Raw genomic sequence first — 20,134 nt, 5'->3', positions numbered from 1 at the left:
CATTAGCGCCCAGGCACAGTGTGCCAGCAAAAATACGGTGAGGTGTCCGAGTGGCTGAAGGAGCACGCCTGGAAAGTGTGTATACGGCAACGTATCGAGGGTTCGAACCCCTCTCTCNACGGTGAGGTGTCCGAGTGGCTGAAGGAGCACGCCTGGAAAGTGTGTATACGGCAACGTATCGAGGGTTCGAACCCCTCTCTCACCGCCATATTAAATGAGAAAGCCTGAGCGAAAGCTCAGGCTTTTTTGTTGCCTGCCAGATAACCGCTGCCGACTTCCGGGCGGGATAAATCACGCCGTACAGTCAGTTGCCGCAGCAGCGCTTAAAATAATTTCCGGTTGGTAAACAGGCGCCTGGCGGATAGCGCGCCTGCGGCTTAAGCAGATAGAATAAAAGGGAAAAATTCTTCTTGACCGGCGGGGCGTGACTCCCTATAGTAGCGCCCCGTTGCCCTCTGGGGCAGGGCAGTAAAAAAATACGGTGAGGTGTCCGAGTGGCTGAAGGAGCACGCCTGGAAAGTGTGTATACGGCAACGTATCGAGGGTTCGAACCCCTCTCTCNACGGTGAGGTGTCCGAGTGGCTGAAGGAGCACGCCTGGAAAGTGTGTATACGGCAACGTATCGAGGGTTCGAACCCCTCTCTCACCGCCACATTAAATGAGAAAGCCTGAGCGAAAGCTCAGGCTTTTTTGTTGTCTGCTTATAGCCGTTTAGCCGTAGGCCACCAGCGTACGCTGGCACAGCTGCGAGCGCACGCAATCCTCTTTACCAAAACGTATCACGCCAATCATCTCGTCCTCCACAAAGCGGGACAGCGCATCGCTCAGGCCAGACTGCACATGGGACGGCAAATCACACTGGGTAATATCGCCGTTGACGATGACGGTTACGTTTTCCCCGAGGCGCGTCAGGAACATTTTCATTTGGGCGGCGGTGACGTTCTGCGCCTCATCGAGGATCACCACGGCATTTTCAAAGGTGCGTCCGCGCATATAGGCAAAGGGGGCTATCTCCACCTTGCCGATTTCGGGCCGCAGGCAATACTGCATAAAGGAAGAACCGAGACGTTTAACCAGAACGTCATAGACGGGCCGGAAGTAAGGGGCGAATTTCTCAGCAATGTCACCCGGCAGGAAACCCAAATCTTCATCTGCCTGCAACACCGGTCGCGTAACGATAATCCTGTCTACATCCTTGTGGATCAGGGCCTCTGCCGCTTTGGCGGCGCTTATCCAGGTTTTACCGCAGCCCGCTTGGCCGGTGGCGAAGATCAGCTGCTTGCTTTCTATGGCTTTAAGATAGTGCGCCTGAGCCTCATTTCGGGCTTCAATCGGCGAATGGTCGCGGGTATCTCGCGCCATGCCAATTGCGTCCAGCCCACCCATTTGCACCAGCGAGGTGACCGACTCTTCCTCGCGCTGACGGTGACTGCGCGAATCGCTACGCAGTACGCGTTTAGCTTCACGGCGCGCTTTGATCACTGCTTTCTGTCTTCCCATAGTGGCACCTTACAGTTGGTTTCATCTCCCGCATCAGAATGTCAGATGCGATTACGTGAACGCTTTAGAGGTTTTAGTGGCTTCCTTGTAAGCCTTGAAAGGCCGCTGGATATGATGCAAAGCAGAGCATGCGCTAAGCCAGACATCGTTGTGGAGCGAAGACGGCACGTTGGCCTTTGATGCGTGAATGAGAAGAGGATAGATCGTTGAGGTTGAACCACCTTCGCAGGGGAAAGCGATAACGGTATGGCTGTGACGCTTGTATCGGTGACAGGACTTTACCATTCGCGATCTCCGTGATGATTCAGACAACACCCTTGTGTACCGCTTAATTAAGGTGCAACAGATCACGGACGGATTCAACATCTTTTTTAACAACTAATGCAACAATCATTATCATTGTGAGGAAAAGAGACCACCCGCCGGATACGCTGGCAGGTGGAAAAGGCGTCAGGTGCTCAGTAATCCCTGCCCAAGGTAGTGCTGGCGGTCCTCCACGCCCGGCAGAACAAAGAAGTACCCCCCGCCCGCGGGCTTGATATATTCCTCCAGCGCTTCGCCGTTAAGCCGGTTCTGTACGGTGAGAAAGCCTTTCTCCAGATCCTGTTGATAGCAGACGAACAGCAGCCCCATCTCCAGCTGACCGGCCAGCGAAACGCCCAGCGAATAGCTGTAACCCCGTCGCAGCATCAGGCTGCTTTGCGTGGCAGGCGTGCGGGGATTGGCAAGACGAATATGCGCATCCAGCGGGGTGATATTCCCCTCCGGATCGCTGGCATAATCCGGCACGTCGCGCTCATGCTGCATGCCGAGCGGCGCGCCACTGTGCTTAACCCGACCAAAAATCGTCTCCTGCTCGCGCAGTGGGGTGCGATCCCAGAACTCAACGTGAAAGGGGATAATGCGGGCAACCTGATAGCTGCCGCCCACTGCCCACGCTGGCTCGCCCTGCTCTTTTGTCACCCACACCACAGAATCCATCAGACCTGAATCTGCCGTATCCGGGTTGGCGGTGCCATCTTTAAAGCCAAGCAGGTTGACTGGCGTCTCTTTCCCCCTGCTACGCGCAGCATGGTCGGAGATAAAGCCTTCCCGACGCCAGCGAACGCTGAGCAGATCCGGTGAGTGTTTGATAATATCCCGCAGCGCATGAATAACCGTGTCATTGGTATTCGCACAGATTTGCAGCAGCAGATCACCATGACACAAACGGGCATCAAGCGCGTCGTTTGGAAAACGCGTCATCGGCTGGAGCTTAAGCGGCTTATGCGCCTGCAGGCCATAGCGCTCATCAAACAGCGAATGCCCAACCGATACGGTGATAGTCAGGTTATCCGGATAGATGCGATCGCCAAGAATACCGGAATCCAGCGGCGGCAGACGTGGATTGGTCACCTGGGGTGCCTCGCCTCCCTGCGTTAAGAAAGCGATGCGGTCCGTCAGCAGCCTGAACAGGCGAGTCAGATCGTCCCTGTCGCCTGCCAGTACGTCAAAGGCGACCAGCATCATCGACGCCTGCTGGGGGGTGACCACGCCTGCCTGATGCGGACCGAAAAAAGGCTGCGCCTCCAGCCGGGCATTGGGCGACAGCGCGCCCGGCGAAAATGATTTTTCCCCGGAAGCGCCCTGTACCGGGCAGCCGCCCCCCACCGCAAACGCGCCGCCGAGCAGCCCCATTCCTTTCAGTAAACGACGACGCGACGGCAGCGCCGCGTCGTCAACAGGTTTGCTTGCCATTGCGGATTAATCCAGACCCAGCGTACCACGCAGCTTCGACAGGTCTTCCGCCAGCGTGGTGATGGGGCCTTTCATGGCGTTACGGTCAGCGGTGGTGAGCTTATCGTAACTCTCATAGCCATCTTTGGTGCGGTACTTAACGAGTATCGCATCCACTTTGCTGAAGTTAGCATCAACCTTTGTCAGCAGAGCCGGATCGGCTTTTTCCAGCGCAGGTCGCAGGAGGTTAACAATTTTCTGAGCGCCATCGACGTTCGCCTGGAAGTCCCACAGGTCGGTGCGGCTGTAGCGATCTTCTTCACCGGAGATTTTGCTGGATGCCACTTCTTCAATCAGACCCGCCGCACCGCCCACCACTTTGCTCGGTGGGAAAGCCAGTTCATCCACGCGTTTTTGAAGGTCTAGCGTATCGTTATAGAGCTGGTCAGCATAGGTATCCATGCCTTTGGTGCTGTTGTCGCCGAAAAGCGCCTTCTCCAGACGGTGGAAGCCGGTAAATTTAGGGTCTTCTGCCTTTTTCTCGTAATCGTCTTCGCGGGCGTCAATTCTGCCATCCAGATCGGAGAACAGCTCTGCAATGGGTTCGATGCGCTCATAGTGGCGACGGGTTGGCGCATAGAGCGCCTTCGCTTTCGCCACATCTCCAGCTTTTACCGCATCGGTAAACGCTTTAGTGCCGGTCACCAGCTCGGCGATCTCACGGGTGACATAGGCTTTATAAGAGGCAATCGGCCCGACAAGCTGCATCACATCCGGCTTACCGTCCGAGGGCTTACTGCCCTTCACAATCAGCTTGCCTTTGGCATTGCTCAGCAGGCCGCAGGTCATATCATATTCACCTGCTTCAAGGTTGGCGGTGAGCTTTTGCGTAAAGCCAGGTGCGATGTTCTCGCGCTCTTCGACCACCATTACCCCTTTGAGGATCTCCCACTCCAGTCCTTTCTGGCTGTGGTTCTGAATAATGAACTGGGTCTTACCAGCGTTAACGGTGACGGTCATCGGATCGCACTGTTTGTCGTTAACGGTGATGTGAACCTGAGGAATATCTGCGGCCATCGTCGCACTGGACGCGGAGATCAGGCTAAGGAGCGCAGCGCTCAGCGCATGTTGGCGAATACGGAGTGTCATAGTCAATCCCTGTAAAAAGTGAAGGTGCCCGTGATACGGGCCAGAAAAAAAGTCTATCGGGCTGTACGTAATGTTTCGGCCTGCGTACGCACTGGCATAAAGAACAGCAGCAGCGCAGGCAGGAGATAAATCCACCAGACCGCCACTTCACTGACGCTGGGAGATTCCTGATAGCCAAAGACGCCTTCAAGCAGCGTACCGATGAGGCTGCTGGTAGAAAGCTGGTTGCTCATGTTGAATGCAATATCCTGGAAATGATTCCACAGGCCCGCTTCGTGGAAAGCGCGAATAGCTCCTGCCGCCAGCCCGGCGGCCACGAACAGAATAAACAGGCTGGTCCATTTGAAGAAAGCGCCCAGGTTGAGGCGTACTCCGCCCCAGTAGATGAGCATTCCCAGCACAACGGCGGTCGCCAGGCCCAGCATGGCCCCCAGCGGCGGAGCGATGCCGACATCCTGCTGGAAAGCGGCCAGCAGGAAGAAGACCGATTCCAGGCCTTCGCGGGCGACTGCGAGGAAGACCATAAATATCAGTGCCCAGCCGCTGCTGTTCCCTTTTTGCAGCGCGTTATCCACCGCCTGTTCCAGTTCGGCTTTTACATTGCGGGAGACTTTACGCATCCAGAATACCATCCATGTGAGGACGAAGACGGCGATGACCGCCACGATGCCTTCAAACATTTCCTGCTGTTTTTGCGGGAATTCACCGGTGGTTTCGTTGATAAAGTAGCCTACGCCCAGGCAGAGCGCAGCGGCAACAAACACCCCGGCCCACATGGCACCAAACCATTGACTTCTTTGAGTACGCTTCAGGTAGCTGGCGATAAGGCTGACAATGAGCGCGGCTTCAAGTCCTTCACGTAACATGATCAGAAAGGGTACAAACATGCAAACGCCCTCAGGTGCGAAAAATAAATTCAGTTCCAGTAAAGAAACGTAAATCGAAACGATACCGATTATCATTATCGTGCAAGAAAAAACAAGAGGCCGTCCGGCTATTTTCACGTTTTGCCTGGAAGCATTGAGTGCCAGTGGGTGATATCTCTTATGGCAGTCAGTGAATTTTTCGGATAGTTGTTGTCGGGGTGCGATGCCTGACGAGCCGGTGGATAGTCCCAGCGGTTGCCGGGCTGCACTATTTGCTGTGTCGGTGGATAATCCCCGCGGTTACTGGTGGGTTGTGCTGGCTGCAATTTCTGCTGTGCCGGTGGATAATCCCAGCAGGTGCCGGGCTGCACTATTTGCTGTGCCGGTGGATAATCCCTGCGGGTGCCGGGCTGCACTATTTGCTGTGCCGGTGGATAATCCCCGCGGTTACTGGTGGGTTGTGCTGGCTGCAATTTCTGCTGTGCCGGTGGATAATCCCAGCGTTTGCCGGGCGTCCTCGCGCCACGCTTCGCATGGTGCCTTTGGCTCCGACTTCAGGCCGGACGGCCCGGTTGCGAGCGGGCATCCCTGCCCGCCGCTCCCTGAGTGCAGCATCCCTGCTGNGGTGCCTTTGGCTCCGACTTCAGGCCGGACGGCCCGGTTGCGAGCGGGCATCCCTGCCCGCCGCTCCCTGAGTGCAGCATCCCTGCTGCCCTCGCCTGGCCTTCCGTCTGCGCCGCAGCGCTGCGGAATGCCCGTCACCCGCTGGGATTATCCACCTCTCAGGCTTCTGGGCCGCTTTGAGTAAAACCGTTTATCTGTCCGCGGACTGCTGAGCTGCTTCCAGTAAAACCGTTTATCTGCCCGCGGGATGCTGAGCTGCTTCCAGTAAAACCGTTTATCTGTCCGCGGGCTGCTGAGCTGCTCCGATAAAACCGTTTATCTGTCCGCAGGTTTCCGAGCCTATCCAAGTTAAGGTTTGCTCTCGCGCAGGATTCAGCTCATTTTTCGATTTAGTTTTGGTGCCGCTATTTAGGTCATTTATCTGCACCACGAAAAAGTCAGTCACAATAAACTGTGCACTCTCAGTCTTCTGATTTTCTTCATATCCCAACTATTTTGGTCATTGCATATTTCCTGTACGCATTCATATCTGGCGAAGAGTTTCCGGGAATCTNTTCTTCATATCCCAACTATTTTGGTCATTGCATATTTCCTGTACGCATTCATATCTGGCGAAGAGTTTCCGGGAATCTCCGACACCGCCGTTACCCGCAGCCAGCACAAAGCAAAGAAGCCGGCGGGTGGGGCCCGGTGACAGGCAATCCGCAGCGCTGAGTGGAGAGAGGAAGACCCGGATGGGCCAGCAGGGAGGCTGGCACAAGGGCATGCCGGGACAGGGATGTCCCGTCATACCCGGTCCGGAAAGTCGACGAGCGGAGCGAAGGAACCGCGCAACGCGCGGCGTGAGGACCGCCTGGCACCGGGCACCATCCGTTGGCGACGGCACCAAACGTTTAGCCAGCCGGGCCCCCATTGGCGATTGGCGACGGCACCAAACGTTTAGCCAGCCGGGCCCCCATTGGCGATTGGCGACGGCACCAAACCTTTAGCTAGCCGGGCCCTCTCACTTAGTCGGCGCTAAACTCCGCCTCAGCCTGCTCGAAACGCTGCTGTGCCGCCGCCGACGTCTCTGGCCCCAACAGGCTAAACAGCACGATAGCAATAGTACTAAACAGGAAGCCCGGGATGATCTCATACAGACCCAACCACCCGTACTGCTTCCAGATAAGAACCGTGGCCGCACCGATAATCATTCCCGCCAACGCGCCGTTACGGTTCATCCGCTTCCAGACCAGTGAAAGCAGCACCACCGGACCAAACGCCGCACCGAAGCCCGCCCAGGCGTAGCTCACCAGACCCAGCACGCGGTTCTGTGGGTTGGATGCCAGCGCAATCGCCACCACCGCCACCAGCAGCACCATCATCCGCCCTACCCACACCAGCTCACGCTGGGTCGCACCCTTGCGCAAAAAGCTCTTGTATAAATCTTCGGTTAACGCGCTGGAACACACCAGCAGCTGACAGCTGAGCGTGGACATCACCGCCGCCAGAATAGCGGAAAGTAAAATACCGGCAATCCAGGGGTTAAACAGGATCCTCGCCAGCTCGATGAAAATTCGCTCGCCGTTATCCGCTACGCCCGCTGCCTGCTCAGGATGATTATGGAAGTAAGCAATACCAAAGAATCCTACCGCTACCGCCCCTGCAAGACAGAGCACCATCCATGCCATACCAATACGACGGGCGCTGCGAATGGAGCGGTGAGAATCGGCCGCCATAAAACGCGCCAGGATATGCGGCTGGCCGAAATAGCCCAGCCCCCAGCCTAGCAGCGAAATTACCGCTACAAAATTCAGGTTTTTCAGCATATCCATATTCTCAGCGCTCTGAGCCCGGATAACCGTCAGCGCATCACCCAGCCCGCCAACGGCGGAGATAACGATCACCGGCGTCAGGATCAGCGCAAAAATCATCAGGCTGGCCTGCACCGTATCGGTCCAGCTTACTGCCAGGAACCCACCGACAAAGGTATAGATAATAGTGGCCGCCGCCCCCGCCCATAGCGCGGTTTCGTAACTCATGCCAAAAGTGCTTTCAAACAGGCGCGCCCCAGCCACAATGCCCGACGCGCAATAAATGGTGAAGAATACCAGAATAATCAACGCTGAAATCACCCGCAGCAGCTTACTCTTATCTTCAAACCGGCTGGTGAAGTAGTCAGGTAGCGTCAGCGCGTTATCGTGATGTTCTGTCTGGACCCGCAGACGTCCTGCAACAATTTTCCAGTTCAGCCAGGCCCCCAGCGTCAGACCGATGGCAATCCAGCTTTCGGAGATGCCAGAAAGGAAAATGGCACCCGGCAACCCCATCAGCAGCCAGCCGCTCATATCGGATGCTCCGGCAGAGAGCGCCGTAACCACGCTGCCCAAACTTCGACCGCCAAGAATGTAATCGTCAAAGTTTTTAGTTGACCGCCAGGCGATAAAACCAATTAACACCATGCCAAAGATATATACGCAAAAGGTCACCATCATTGGTGTACTTGCTGTCATTGAAATTCTCCATTTATTATTTTAAATGCGCAGTGCTCAAGGTTGCACTGGCGGTGCCACCGGAACGTAGCAGCCCCCTCCTGTCAACCCAGCGCAGGTATCCTNGCTGTCATTGAAATTCTCCATTTATTATTTTAAATGCGCAGTGCTCAAGGTTGCACTGGCGGTGCCACCGGAACGTAGCAGCCCCCTCCTGTCAACCCAGCGCAGGTATCCTGCCGTAAAGGGTGTAAGCGCACAAACGATTTAACACATCAGTTACAGTAACTTCACCCCATGTCACAGACTCAACAATGAAAGGTTGCACCGGATCACAACCCGGCAAGTTGCACCTTAAAAAAGACCTTAAATATCCAGATACTACCTGTAACTACCGTTCTGGCGCGATACTTGCAGCAATATCCATGCCGCTTTTCAAAACAGCGCTTTCATCGATCAAACAGAGGCGTATTTAACAAGGTTGCACAAAGTTGCAACTTAAGTGATATTGCTCAATATCGTCGTCATTTATCATTTCAAGGAGCTAGAGGCATGGGCACAACTACCATGGGCGTGAAGTTGGATGAAGCCACGCGCGAGCGCATCAGGCTGGCTGCGGGTCAGATTGATCGCACCCCACACTGGCTTATTAAGCAGGCGATTTTTAATTATCTTGAGCAGTTGGAAAATGGCGCAGCCCTGCCTGAAATTCCTTCTCAGCTGCTGACGCACGAGGGGGATGAGCGCTCAGAAGATGAGCAGCATCAGCCGTTCCTTGAGTTTGCCGAGCATATTCTTCCGCAGTCCGTGACCCGTGCCGCGATCACCGCCGCCTGGCGCCGCCCTGAAAATGAATCCGTGGCGATGATGCTGGAACAGGCGCGCCTGCCTGCTCCCCTGGCGCAGCAAACCCATCAGCTCGCTTACCAGCTTGCTGATAAGCTTCGGCACCAGAAAGGTGCAACCGGACGCGCCGGGATGGTGCAAAGCCTGCTGCAGGAGTTCTCTCTCTCCTCTCAGGAGGGGGTGGCCCTGATGTGTCTGGCCGAGGCGCTGCTGCGCATACCGGACAAGCCGACCCGCGATGCCCTTATCCGCGACAAAATCAGCAACGGTAACTGGCACTCGCATCTGGGTCGTAGCCCCTCGCTGTTCGTCAACGCGGCCACCTGGGGTCTGTTGTTTACCGGGCGCCTGGTGTCCACCCATAACGAAGCCAGTCTCTCCCGTTCGCTTAATCGCATTATCGGTAAAAGCGGCGAACCGCTGATCCGCAAAGGCGTGGATATGGCGATGCGCCTGATGGGCGAACAGTTTGTGACCGGGGAAACCATCGCTGAAGCCCTTGCAAATGCCCGCAAGCTGGAGGAGAAAGGCTTCCGCTACTCATACGACATGCTCGGTGAAGCCGCCCTGACGGCGCAGGATGCAAAAGCCTATCTCCTCTCCTATCAGCAGGCGATTCAGGCCATTGGCAAAGCCTCCAACGGTCGCGGCATTTATGAAGGCCCCGGGATTTCAATTAAGCTTTCCGCCCTGCACCCTCGCTACAGTCGCGCCCAGTACGAGCGCGTGATGAGCGAACTTTACCCGATTCTGAAATCCCTGACGCTGCTCGCACGCTCCTACGATATTGGCATCAATATTGATGCCGAAGAGGCGGACCGGCTGGAGCTGTCGCTGGATCTGCTGGAAAAGCTCTGTTTCGAACCAGAGCTGGAGGGATGGAACGGCATTGGCTTTGTGATTCAGGCCTACCAGAAGCGCTGCCCGTTCGTCATCGACGCGCTTTGCGATCTGGCTCAGCGCAGCCGCCGCCGTCTGATGGTTCGTCTGGTGAAGGGTGCCTACTGGGATAGCGAAATAAAGCGCGCGCAGATGGAGGGCCTGGAGGGCTATCCGGTCTACACCCGCAAAATTTACACCGACATCTCCTATCTGGCCTGTGCCCGAAAGCTGCTGGCCGTACCGAACCTGATCTATCCGCAGTTTGCCACCCATAACGCCCACACGCTGGCGGCTATTTATCAGCTGGCGGGTAACAACTACTATCCCGGCCAGTATGAGTTCCAGTGCCTGCACGGCATGGGTGAACCCCTGTACGAACAGGTGGTGGGCAAAGTGTCCGACGGTAAGCTCAACCGCCCCTGCCGCATCTATGCACCGGTTGGCACGCATGAAACCCTGCTGGCCTACCTGGTGCGCCGACTGCTGGAAAACGGCGCGAATACCTCTTTTGTCAACCGCATCGCCGACAAGACGCTACCGATTGACGATCTTGTGGCCGACCCGGTCGAAGAGGTGGAAAAGCTGGCGCGCAGCGAAGGCGGCGTGGGCCTGCCCCATCCTAAAATTCCTTTGCCGCGCGATCTCTACGGCAGCGCGCGCGTGAATTCCTCCGGGCTGGACCTGGCCAACGAACACCGTCTGGCCTCGCTGTCGAGCGCGCTGCTTAACAGCGCCATGGAGCCCTGGCACGCGGTGCCGGTGATTGACGGTGAGCGACAGCCGGGTGAACCCCTGCCGGTCCTTAATCCGGCCGAGCCGGGCGATATCGTCGGCTATGTGCAATACGCCAGCGAAGCCGATGTCTCTATTGCGCTGGACGCCGCCGTCAGTGCGGGGCCGATCTGGTTCGCCACCCCACCGCAGGAGCGTGCGGCCATCCTGTCGCGGGCGGCCATGCTGATGGACGGGCAGCTACAGCGGCTGATTGGCATACTGGTGCGCGAGGCGGGTAAAACCTTCAGCAACGCCATTGCCGAGGTGCGCGAAGCCGTCGATTTCCTCTATTACTATGCCGGACAGGTGCGGGATGATTTCGATAATGAAACGCACCGCCCCCTCGGTCCGGTCGTCTGCATCAGCCCATGGAATTTCCCGCTGGCCATCTTCACCGGACAGATCGCTGCCGCGCTGGCGGCAGGCAACAGCGTACTGGCAAAGCCTGCCGAACAGACGCCCCTGATTGCCGCCGAAGCGGTAGCCCTGCTGCACGAGGCAGGTGTACCGGTCGGCGCGCTCCAGCTGCTGCCTGGCAAGGGCGAAACCGTCGGCGCGCAGCTTACCGGGGATGACCGCGTGCGCGGCGTGATGTTTACCGGCTCGACGGCGGTAGCGACCCTGCTACAGCGTAATCTGGCAGGCCGTCTCGATCCGCAGGGGCGTCCGACACCGCTGATTGCCGAAACGGGCGGGATGAACGCGATGATTGTCGACTCCTCAGCGCTGACCGAACAGGTAGTGGTTGATATTGTGGCCTCCGCCTTTGATAGCGCAGGGCAGCGCTGTTCGGCCCTGCGTCTGCTGTGCGTTCAGGAGGACGTGGCCGAACATCAGCTGCAAATGCTGCGCGGTGCGATGGCCGAATGTCGCATGGGCAATCCGGAACGCCTCTCTACCGATATTGGCCCGGTCATAGATGCCGAAGCGAAAGAGAATATCGAGCGTCATATTCAGGCAATGCGCAGCAAGGGGATGAAGGTTTACCAGGCGGCAGTGCAAAATCAGCAGGATGTTAAAGAGTGGCAGAGTGGCACCTTCATTCAGCCAACGCTTATCGAGCTGGATAGCGTCGCCGATCTGGACAAAGAAATCTTTGGTCCTGTACTGCATGTGGTGCGCTATACCCGCAGCCAGCTTCCGCAGATAATCGCGCAAATTAACCAGTCAGGCTATGGTCTGACGCTGGGCGTGCATACCCGTATAGACGAAACCATTCATCAGGTGACCAACAGCGCCCGCGTCGGCAATCTTTATGTCAACCGCAATATGGTTGGCGCTGTCGTCGGCGTGCAACCTTTTGGCGGTGAAGGCCTTTCCGGCACCGGTCCAAAGGCGGGTGGACCGCTGTATCTGTACCGGCTGCTGTCGCACCGCCCTGATGGCGCGCTGCGCGTCACGCTGGATCGTCATGACGGTGAGCACCCGGTCGATGCGGCGCTGCGCCCCTCCCTGCTGGCTGCGCATCAGGCGCTGACCGCGTGGGCGCAGGATAAACCTGAACTGGCGAGTCTTTGCGCCCGCTATGCCGAACTGAGCCAGGGAGGAACGGTTCGGCTGCTGCCGGGTCCTACGGGAGAGCGCAACACCTTTGCCCTGCTGCCGCGTGAGCATGTTTTATGCCTGGCGGATACGCAGGAGGATGCGCTGACGCAGCTGGCGGCCGTTACGGCAACGGGCAGCCGGGTACTGTGGCCGGAAGATGAGCTGCTCCGCAGCCTGTTTAAAACGCTACCGGAGGCGGTGCAGGCACGGATAGATTTCGCGACGCAGCCGTTGGAAAAAAACAGTAGCTTTGACGCGGTTATATTCCATGGCGATGCCGACAGGCTGCGCGAAGTGTGTAGGACGGTGGCTGAACGCGAAGGTGCGATTGTGTCAGTACAGGGCTTCGCGCGCGGCGAAACCAACCTGCTGCTGGAACGCCTGCTGCTGGAGCGTTCACTCAGCGTCAATACGGCCGCGGCGGGTGGTAACGCCAGCCTGATGACCATCGGCTAACCGCATCATGGCGGTGTCGGGCATCTCCCCGACACCGTCATGATGTTCAATGTGTTACCAGCGATCCCTTCCTTTTCCTACACGGCCTTAAATCTGCCTGACTGGCCAGTACGCTATTACCCTACCTGCCATAAATAAATATAGTTCCAGCCGGCAATGATATTGACCTGACCGCCCCGCAGTTGTTGACCACCCATAAGGTAATTATTTATCTATGGAAGTGAAATAATTCATACACGCTTAAATCCAACAATTATCGATCTGATAAGTTAAAAAGAACTCAAAATAAATAAATAATGCCATCTAACTTTAAATTGAATTTACCCACTCGTTACATTAAACAACAATTAATGATATGCAAACTTTTCAACATTATTATTCAAATCACACATAAAATAATTAGCATTGGTGGTTTAATTTTGTTTAAGTATTATCTGCGACAGGATAAAAAAGGAGGCATGACGTGTTGATGATTCTGGACGTGTTTAATCACTCAATACTTTATAAAAGGAAAGTAGTAAGATTTACGAGAATGGAGTTTTCATTTATGTTGTTCCTTATTGAGAGGCGTAATAGCAGTCCATTTCAAACGGACGAAATTATTGAGTATATCTGGAAAGATCGCAGCCAGGTCATTATCAATAACAATCTGAACCAGCTGAGCTATAAGGTGAGAAAGAAAATTTCAAAACTCGATGATTTTCTTACATTAGAAATGAAGAGAAATAAGGAAAATAGAATTGTCAACAACAAAAGGGTAATCATTCTGACATTAAAAAGCAGATTACTGGCAAAGGTAATTACCCGTTTTTATAAGGAGGTGTAGCTAAAATATTTAATTGCCGCCCCCTCTAAACCAGTACACTTTACTAAGAAATTTTCGACATACTATTCAGAAGACGAAAGATCGCCATAAGCGATTCCGGCCGGATAAGCGAAATGTCAGTCTGAATATTTTTTCAGAAATAGTTTGATGATCAGTAAAAATTCAGAGACTACGCCAGATATAGCGGTAATGATTACTAAGGAGAGGTATGAAGAATTATTTTATTTAAGACAGATACTATATTCAGCCAGTAAAAGGGAGTCTTTGCGATCAGCAGATAAGGATTTAGATGAAATATTGATTACTCTGTTTTTTTTGCCTGGTATTATACAAGGTCCTTGCATCAAACGAATCATTGCAAAGCCCGCGCAAAAATAATGGCGAAATGACAACAGGGGCATCATAAATTGACGCCCCTGTTCACCCGTATATCAGGTAAAGCGATGGCCTGATTCAGAATGCCGCGCCTTCAGGCATTAAGGAATTTTTCCAGGAACTGGCGGGTACGCGGCTGCTGCGGCGCAGTGAACAGATCGCGAGCCGGGCCCTGTTCGACAATTCGCCCCTGATCCATAAAGATTGCCCGGTCCGCCACGTCGCGGGCAAAGCTCATCTCGTGCGTCACGATAACCATCGTGCGCTTTTCCTGTGCCAGCGCACGAATGGTACTGAGCACCTCCCCTACCAGCTCAGGGTCTAGCGCAGAGGTCGGTTCATCGAACAGTATCACTTCCGGCTGCATCGCCAGCGCACGCGCAATCGCCACGCGCTGCTGCTGACCGCCCGACAGGCTGCGCGGATAGCTCATCTCTTTTCCCTGCAGCCCCACTTTCTCCAACAGCTGCCGGGCGCGTGCTATCGCCTGTGCTTTGGCCTCACGCTTAACGATGACCGGCCCTTCAATAATATTCTCCAGCACCGAACGGTGGGGAAACAGATTGAAGCTCTGGAAAACAAAGCCGACCTGCTGACGCAGGCTGCGGATCTGCTCTTTCTGGCGGTGCATTCCCAGGGAAGAGTCGATCTGAATATTGCCGACCTTGATGGTGCCGCTATTCGGCTCCTCAAGCAGGTTAATGCTGCGCAGCAGCGTGGTTTTACCCGATCCGCTTGGACCAATAATCGCAACGACTTCGCCCGATTTAACCTCAAGATCGATGCCGTGTAGTACGGTCTGACCATTAAACTGTTTAACCAGTTTGCTGACTTCAATGGCGCTCATTTTGACTCCCGATCCTGACGATTAACGTGGTCTTCCAGCTTACTCTGTAACAGCGAGAGCAGCGTTGCCATCACCCAGTAGATCAGGGAGGCGGCCAGGTACATCGTGAACACTTCCAGCGTGCGTGAGGTAATCAGCTGCGCCTGACGGAACAGCTCAGGAACCTGAATGGTCGCGGCCAGCGAGGTATCTTTGACCAGGCTGATAAAGCTGTTGCCCAGCGGCGGCAGAGCGGTTCTGGCTGCCTGCGGCAGGATCACCCGGCGCATGGTCTGCCAGCGGGTCATGCCAATACTGGCGGCGGCTTCCCACTGCCCGCGCTCAATTGCAGCAATGGCCCCCCGCAGGGATTCTGACGCGTAGGCGGCGGTGTTCAGCGACAGGCCAATCATCGCCGAGGGAATGGGATCCAGCTCAATGCCAAACTGCGGCAGGCCGTAGTAGATCAGAAACAGCTGAGCGATAAGCGGCGTACCGCGGAAAATCGACACGTAAAAACGCGACAACCATGACAGCGGCCAGAAATGCGACAGGCGCATCATCGCCAGCACAAAACCCAGCACCAGCCCAAAGAACATGCCACCGATGCTGAGCTGAAGGGTGAATACCGCCCCTTTCAATAAAAAAGGTGCTGAATCCAGCACCAGTTGAATACTTTCCTGCATTATTTAGTTACGTCCACGCCAAACCATTTATCAGAGAGTTTACCCATCGTGCCGTCCTTCTGCATGTCCGCAATGGCTTTATTGATAGCGTCACGCAGATCGGTGTTGCCTTTGCGCAGTGCCACACCCGATTCCTGACGGGAGAAAGCCGGACCCGCTGCGGCCAGGGTGTTACCGGTTTTCTTCACCAGATCCAGCGCGGCAAGGCGATCAACCAGGATAGCGTCAATGCGGCCAACGCGCAGATCCTGATATTTAGTCGGGTCATCATCATAGGTGCGAATATCCACGCCCTTCACGTTCTGACGCAGCCACTGCTCATAGTTTGAACCCAGGCCCACGCCGACCTTTTTGCCGCTCAGATCTTCAGGACGTTTGATGCTGTCCGCGTTGGCTTTTTTGGTCAGCGCCTGAATACCAGAAATGGTATAGGGGGTGGAAAAGTCATACTTCTTCTCACGATCGGGTGAGAGCGTCACCTGATTGATTACCACGTCGATGCGTTTAGAGTCGAGCGCGGCAAGCATCCCATCCCATTTGGTCGGCTTCAGGCTGGCCTTCACGCCCAGATGCTGCGCCAGGGCAGTAGCAAAATCGACTTCGAAGCCCGCCAGCTTACCATTTTCATCCTGGAAGCTGAACGGGGGATACGTCCCTTCCAGGCCCACCAGCAGGGATCCACGCTCCTTCACTTTGGCCAGCAGATTTTCTTGTGCCGCATAGCTGGCCGAAGAGAAGCCCGCCACCAGCGCCAGAGACATCACACCCATTACCACCCGGCGACGCACCAGAGAAAAATTCATAGTCACTCCACGCTATTATTAGTTCAGGGAAGCCGCCCGGCTTCCCGCTTATTGTCAATCTCGCTGCCTGCAACCCGGGCTAACCGGCAAAATTTACCCAGCCCGGCGCGTTTATACCAGATGGCAGCGATAAATTACCCGATACAGCTTAGACCATATGGTGATAAGCAAATAACGCAGGCGCACCGCCGGTATGAATAAAGGCGATGGGGCCTTCACGCGTGAAGCGCTGCTGGCTGATACCATCAATCAGACCGGCCATCGCTTTACCGGTATAAACCGGGTCAAGGAAGATGCCCTCAAGCCGTGCCAGCAGCCTGATGGCCTCCAGCCCTTCTTCGTTTGGCATACCGTACTGCGGCGCGAAATAGTCATCCCACAGGGTAACCGGCGCTGAGGAGGTCAGCGCCAGCGAAGCGGAGAGCTGCTGGCGGATCGCCTCAACTTTTGGCCGCTGCTCCGCTGCCCGGCGTGAGACGGTGACCCCAATCAGTTCGGTTTCCGGTAGCAGCAGCTCCAGCCCCACCGCCAGCCCCGCATGGGTACCTGCGCTACCGGAAGCCACCACCACTGCGGCAAAATCAACCACGCCTTCCGACTGGTGTGCCAGCTCCTGTGCGCATTCAACGTAGCCCAGCGCACCCAGCGCGTTCGAGCCGCCCACCGGCACCACATAGGGACGAAAGCCCTGTGCCTCCAGCCGGGTGGCCTGCTCCGCAAGCTGGGCATCCGGGTCATGTAGCGCATCGACCATGACCACCTCGGTCTCCATCAGCTCCAGCAGCAGACGGTTGCCGTTGCTCAGATAATTCTCTGACGCGGTATCGATCGGATTTTCCAGCAGCGCGACGCATTTCAGCCCCAGCTTAGCGGCAACGGCGGCCGTCTGTCGGACGTGGTTAGACTGGATGGCCCCGGCGGTTAACAGAACATCTGCGCCCTGCCGCAGCGCGTCAGCGGCCAGATACTCCAGCTTTCTCAGCTTATTGCCGCCCAGCGCAACAGGCGTGACATCGTCACGTTTAATGAAGATATCGCGGCCAAGATGGTCGGAGAGACGGGGAAGATACTCAAGCGGCGTGGGCGCACCCAGCAGCTCTAATTTAGGAAAGGAAGATAAAAGATGTAAGGACAACGCAGCCTCCGTGGAAAGCGCAAACGGTTATCCTTACAGTTTTACAGAAGAGAGCCAAAAGGTAACGTAAAAGAGGCGTTCAGCGCGAACCTAATTACGCTGCCAGCCTAAAAATTGGTCATATTTGCGCAGGGCGATGCGGTAATTATTGTTCCCGGCGTCAGGAAGGTCATTTTCCAGGCATTCGTGCCAGCTGTTCCCGCTGAGCTTTTCAGCAGGGAAATTGCGCGCCGACAGCATATCGTCAAGGCGACGCAGACGCACAACGTATTCACGGATCGTGCTATGACTCATCTCGGTCTGCTCAAACAGATACTGTTTGAATGCCATGATGTCGAAATAATTTGGATGCGTATTGCAATAAATATCACTGCAAAAGCGGCACAGCGCCGTCAGTTCATTTTGCAGTTTCAGCCACACCTGATCGTCGATCAGCTGATCCATCCGGGCTATAGCCTCCTTGTTTATTATCTGACCGCGAAACACCAGCGCCATACGATCCAGCACCTTGCCACAGTGCGAACAGTTACTCTGGCTGTGTTTGTAGTCTTTCAAATAACGGCTCAGCGGCCTCATTTTTGTACTGGATCTCATTTTGAGTCCCCGGTTGGTGTTGAGAGTGCAAAGCTGACTCCGTCAGCGCGCTCCCGCTAACCGGGCGCGCAGGCGTTTTATCGCCTGACTGTGCAGCTGACTGACCCGGGACTCCCCGACCTCAAGCACTGCGCCAATCTCTTTCAGATTCAGCTCTTCCTGGTAGTAAAGCGTCAGCACCATTTTTTCGCGGTCGGGCAACGCCTCGATCGCTTCAATGACGCGTTCGCGAAGGTTCCCTTCCAGCAGCTGGTGAAGCGGATTAGCCTCTTCATGGCCTTCCGTCACCAGCTCGGCGCTGTCGCCGTGTTCTTCCCGAAATTCGTCGTAGGAGAACAGCTGGCTGTTATTGGTATCCAGCAGGATCTGCCGGTAATCCTCTAACGACACGTCCAGCTGTGCCGCAACTTCCTGCTCGGTTGCCGAGCGGCCAAGTGACTGTTCAACGCGGTGCATAGCGCCCGCAACGTCACGTGCGTTACGTCGCACGCTGCGCGGTGCCCAGTCGCGGCTGCGCAGTTCGTCAAGCATGGCCCCACGGATGCGCTGTACGGCGTAGGTGGTGAAGGCCGTTCCCTGTAGCGCGTCGTAGCGCTCCACGGCGTTAAGCAGCCCTATTCCCCCTGCCTGTAGCAGGTCATCCAGTTCAACGCTGGCAGGTAATCTGACCTGCAGACGCAGCGCTTCGTGACGTACCAGCGGTACGTAACGCTGCCACAGCGAGTTTTTGTCCATCACCCCATCGGCGGTATAGAGATCGTTCACTCTGACTACCCTGCGTTAGTTAAGTTATCGGCACGATTATCTGTTTCTGTAGGGAAGATTGATTGGTGGAATAGCGCTAATAAAGGCGGTTTATTTCAATTTTGTTTAAGAAAGCGGCGCGTTGCGCAACCGCCATTCAGGAAGTCAGGCAGACGAAGTTTGTCGCGCGTGGCCTCGGGTACCAGGTGCCACAGTGCGCACACCTTCCCTTCCAGCTCCTGATAAAACGGCAGCAAAGTGTGATCCTCCTGCAGCGCGCGGCGGAATTGAACCGTGCCGTTTTGCGCATCAATGCTCAGCCGACGGCTGGTAAAGAGGCGTTGCAAATCGCTGCGCAGGAACAGGCCATTGTCGGTGCTGTTATCCAGCATGACACCCTGCTCGCTTTCACGCGTGTCGATATGACAGGCTTCCACCCACGGCCACTGATGCTCATCCGTTAGCAGCGTGCCGGTGATCACGCAGGCGCCATAACGCTCGCGGACTGCCTTACTGAACTCCTGATTGCTGGCACGATGCCACAGCCGGGCTTTAACCCGACGCCCCACCTGAGTTCCCTGAATGACCCCGGCCGGAGGCGGCAGCATCGGCGAATTCAGTACCACAATAAACTGCAGCTGACGGGAATATTCAAAGCAGGGTTTCGACTGCTGGTCATACAGCTGCCAGTACTCTTCCTCATCTTCGCTGCGCAGCAGGGACAGCGTATACCCCCGCTGCTGCAGCAGGCTTTGTGCCATGATCGACGCGGGATCGAGCATAGCCAGCACCTTGCTCTCGCCCATCACCTTCCATGTATTCCACGGCGCCGGATCGGCAGGACGCCGGAAATAGAGAAAGCTTTCCTGACGAACAAGATAGTGTTCAAACCGCTGCAAATAATTCTTACGTTCATTATCGCTGGCAATAAACAACAGATCTTCCAGCGGGATCTTGCTGTCTTTACTTGCAAAGACGGCGCGGATCGTCCAGTTTTTACTGGAAGTGGACGGGCTGAGTAAGCCCCGGCTGGTCAGCGATTTATCGTCGGGGTACCGCTGGCTGTAGCGTTCGCTGATTTCATCGAACGACAGCTGCTCCCCGGGTAACAAGTCATAATTGAAGCGCATCGGACACTCCAGAACAGGATAAAATTTCGCCCCCCTGCGCTACAGGCTGGGGTGAGACGCGAAACGGTGGCAATATGTTCAGTTATCGGCAATGCGTAAAGATTCTGTAAGGTCGAGTGAAAAGTTTGTTCATAGAAGGCTGTTGCCCTTTACCAGCGGGGTACCCTTTAGCCTGACCCAGCAAAA

The 20,134-nt window shown here is 55.5% G+C and carries 15 protein-coding genes and 4 tRNA genes; 6 read left to right on the top strand and 13 right to left on the bottom strand.

Features of this window, described 5'->3' with window-relative positions; all coding sequences use genetic code 11:
* The first annotated feature begins 36 nt into the window (after positions 1-36).
* The 4 genes from A1830_RS02000 (at position 37) to A1830_RS01985 (ending at position 652) form a co-directional block, all read left to right on the top strand.
* Positions 37-121 (top strand) — tRNA-Ser (locus tag A1830_RS02000).
* Positions 121-208: transfer RNA gene (locus A1830_RS01995), tRNA-Ser, on the top strand. Before A1830_RS02000 ends, A1830_RS01995 begins: the two co-directional genes overlap by 1 nt.
* A 272-nt stretch (positions 209-480) precedes the next feature.
* A tRNA-Ser gene (locus A1830_RS01990) sits at positions 481-565 on the top strand.
* Positions 565-652: transfer RNA gene (locus tag A1830_RS01985), tRNA-Ser, on the top strand. The genes A1830_RS01990 and A1830_RS01985 overlap by 1 nt, the downstream gene beginning before the upstream one ends.
* Positions 653-711: 59 nt before the next feature.
* Here the strand turns inward: A1830_RS01985 and phoH are convergent.
* The 6 genes from phoH to putP form a co-directional block, all read right to left on the bottom strand.
* Positions 712-1,500, bottom strand: coding sequence for a phosphate starvation-inducible protein PhoH (phoH, locus tag A1830_RS01980; protein WP_067700991.1), 789 nt, complete (start codon positions 1,498-1,500; stop codon positions 712-714).
* Positions 1,501-1,950: 450 nt separating this feature from the next.
* The gene (gene efeB, locus A1830_RS01975; RefSeq protein WP_067700989.1) at positions 1,951-3,237 is read right to left on the bottom strand and encodes an iron uptake transporter deferrochelatase/peroxidase subunit; all 1,287 of its coding nucleotides are present in this window, start codon (positions 3,235-3,237) and stop codon (positions 1,951-1,953) included.
* 6 nt (positions 3,238-3,243) lie between these two features.
* The gene (gene efeO / locus A1830_RS01970) at positions 3,244-4,365 is read right to left on the bottom strand and encodes an iron uptake system protein EfeO (protein ID WP_067700986.1); all 1,122 of its coding nucleotides are present in this window, start codon (positions 4,363-4,365) and stop codon (positions 3,244-3,246) included.
* A 53-nt stretch (positions 4,366-4,418) separates the two neighbouring features.
* Complete coding sequence (efeU, locus tag A1830_RS01965) at positions 4,419-5,252, bottom strand: iron uptake transporter permease EfeU (protein ID WP_067702188.1); 834 nt, start codon at positions 5,250-5,252, stop codon at positions 4,419-4,421.
* A 113-nt stretch (positions 5,253-5,365) separates the two neighbouring features.
* Positions 5,366-5,704 carry a hypothetical protein gene (locus A1830_RS22455; protein WP_156484918.1) on the bottom strand — a complete coding sequence of 113 codons (339 nt, stop codon included), beginning with the start codon at positions 5,702-5,704 and terminating at the stop codon, positions 5,366-5,368.
* A 1,158-nt stretch (positions 5,705-6,862) separates the two neighbouring features.
* The gene (gene putP, locus A1830_RS01955) at positions 6,863-8,347 is read right to left on the bottom strand and encodes a sodium/proline symporter PutP (RefSeq protein ID WP_067700980.1); all 1,485 of its coding nucleotides are present in this window, start codon (positions 8,345-8,347) and stop codon (positions 6,863-6,865) included.
* A gap of 531 nt (positions 8,348-8,878) precedes the next feature.
* On the opposite strand from putP, the gene putA reads away from it, so the two are divergent.
* Both putA and A1830_RS01940 read left to right on the top strand, forming a co-directional pair.
* Positions 8,879-12,829 carry a trifunctional transcriptional regulator/proline dehydrogenase/L-glutamate gamma-semialdehyde dehydrogenase gene (putA, locus tag A1830_RS01950; RefSeq protein ID WP_067700978.1) on the top strand — a complete coding sequence of 1,317 codons (3,951 nt, stop codon included), beginning with the start codon at positions 8,879-8,881 and terminating at the stop codon, positions 12,827-12,829.
* Between the two features lie 973 nt (positions 12,830-13,802).
* Positions 13,803-14,033 carry a hypothetical protein gene (locus A1830_RS01940; protein WP_067700971.1) on the top strand — a complete coding sequence of 77 codons (231 nt, stop codon included), beginning with the start codon at positions 13,803-13,805 and terminating at the stop codon, positions 14,031-14,033.
* A gap of 91 nt (positions 14,034-14,124) precedes the next feature.
* Here A1830_RS01940 and tcyN read toward each other — a convergent pair whose 3' ends face one another.
* From tcyN to A1830_RS01905, 7 genes are all read right to left on the bottom strand, one after another.
* Entirely contained in the window at positions 14,125-14,877 is a 753-nt protein-coding gene (tcyN, locus tag A1830_RS01935) for an L-cystine ABC transporter ATP-binding protein TcyN (RefSeq protein ID WP_067700968.1), read from the bottom strand.
* Positions 14,874-15,542 (bottom strand): cystine ABC transporter permease, encoded by a 669-nt coding sequence (gene tcyL, locus A1830_RS01930; RefSeq protein WP_067700965.1) that lies wholly within the window; start codon positions 15,540-15,542, stop codon positions 14,874-14,876. Before tcyL ends, tcyN begins: the two co-directional genes overlap by 4 nt.
* Positions 15,542-16,345 carry a cystine ABC transporter substrate-binding protein gene (gene tcyJ, locus A1830_RS01925; RefSeq protein WP_067700962.1) on the bottom strand — a complete coding sequence of 268 codons (804 nt, stop codon included), beginning with the start codon at positions 16,343-16,345 and terminating at the stop codon, positions 15,542-15,544. Before tcyJ ends, tcyL begins: the two co-directional genes overlap by 1 nt.
* A gap of 148 nt (positions 16,346-16,493) precedes the next feature.
* A complete protein-coding gene (locus A1830_RS01920) occupies positions 16,494-17,480 on the bottom strand; it encodes a D-cysteine desulfhydrase (protein WP_067700960.1) in 987 nt (328 codons plus the stop codon).
* A gap of 90 nt (positions 17,481-17,570) precedes the next feature.
* Positions 17,571-18,074 carry a flagella biosynthesis regulatory protein FliZ gene (gene fliZ, locus A1830_RS01915; protein WP_067700957.1) on the bottom strand — a complete coding sequence of 168 codons (504 nt, stop codon included), beginning with the start codon at positions 18,072-18,074 and terminating at the stop codon, positions 17,571-17,573.
* 42 nt (positions 18,075-18,116) lie between these two features.
* Positions 18,117-18,839 (bottom strand): RNA polymerase sigma factor FliA, encoded by a 723-nt coding sequence (locus A1830_RS01910; protein ID WP_067700954.1) that lies wholly within the window; start codon positions 18,837-18,839, stop codon positions 18,117-18,119.
* A gap of 95 nt (positions 18,840-18,934) precedes the next feature.
* A complete protein-coding gene (locus A1830_RS01905; RefSeq protein WP_067700951.1) occupies positions 18,935-19,948 on the bottom strand; it encodes an HNH endonuclease signature motif containing protein in 1,014 nt (337 codons plus the stop codon).
* Positions 19,949-20,134: the final 186 nt, after the last annotated feature.

The sequence above is a fragment of the Erwinia sp. ErVv1 genome (assembly GCF_900068895.1).
Lineage (GTDB): Bacteria > Pseudomonadota > Gammaproteobacteria > Enterobacterales > Enterobacteriaceae > Erwinia.
This window is presented reverse-complemented; position numbering and strand designations above follow the sequence as displayed.

What these genes read in the sequence shown, in the direction of transcription:
- tcyL (WP_067700965.1), bottom strand. Translation starts at nt 15,542, where the DNA reads ATGCAGGAAAGTATTCAACTGGTGCTGGATTCAGCACCTTTTTTATTG.
- tcyJ (WP_067700962.1), bottom strand. Translation starts at nt 16,345, where the DNA reads ATGAATTTTTCTCTGGTGCGTCGCCGGGTGGTAATGGGTGTGATGTCT.
- putP (WP_067700980.1), bottom strand. Translation starts at nt 8,347, where the DNA reads ATGACAGCAAGTACACCAATGATGGTGACCTTTTGCGTATATATCTTT.
- A1830_RS01940 (WP_067700971.1), top strand. Translation starts at nt 13,803, where the DNA reads ATGATCAGTAAAAATTCAGAGACTACGCCAGATATAGCGGTAATGATT.
- putA (WP_067700978.1), top strand. Translation starts at nt 8,879, where the DNA reads ATGGGCACAACTACCATGGGCGTGAAGTTGGATGAAGCCACGCGCGAG.
- efeU (WP_067702188.1), bottom strand. Translation starts at nt 5,252, where the DNA reads ATGTTTGTACCCTTTCTGATCATGTTACGTGAAGGACTTGAAGCCGCG.
- A1830_RS01905 (WP_067700951.1), bottom strand. Translation starts at nt 19,948, where the DNA reads ATGCGCTTCAATTATGACTTGTTACCCGGGGAGCAGCTGTCGTTCGAT.
- efeB (WP_067700989.1), bottom strand. Translation starts at nt 3,237, where the DNA reads ATGGCAAGCAAACCTGTTGACGACGCGGCGCTGCCGTCGCGTCGTCGT.
- efeO (WP_067700986.1), bottom strand. Translation starts at nt 4,365, where the DNA reads ATGACACTCCGTATTCGCCAACATGCGCTGAGCGCTGCGCTCCTTAGC.
- phoH (WP_067700991.1), bottom strand. Translation starts at nt 1,500, where the DNA reads ATGGGAAGACAGAAAGCAGTGATCAAAGCGCGCCGTGAAGCTAAACGC.
- tcyN (WP_067700968.1), bottom strand. Translation starts at nt 14,877, where the DNA reads ATGAGCGCCATTGAAGTCAGCAAACTGGTTAAACAGTTTAATGGTCAG.
- fliZ (WP_067700957.1), bottom strand. Translation starts at nt 18,074, where the DNA reads ATGAGATCCAGTACAAAAATGAGGCCGCTGAGCCGTTATTTGAAAGAC.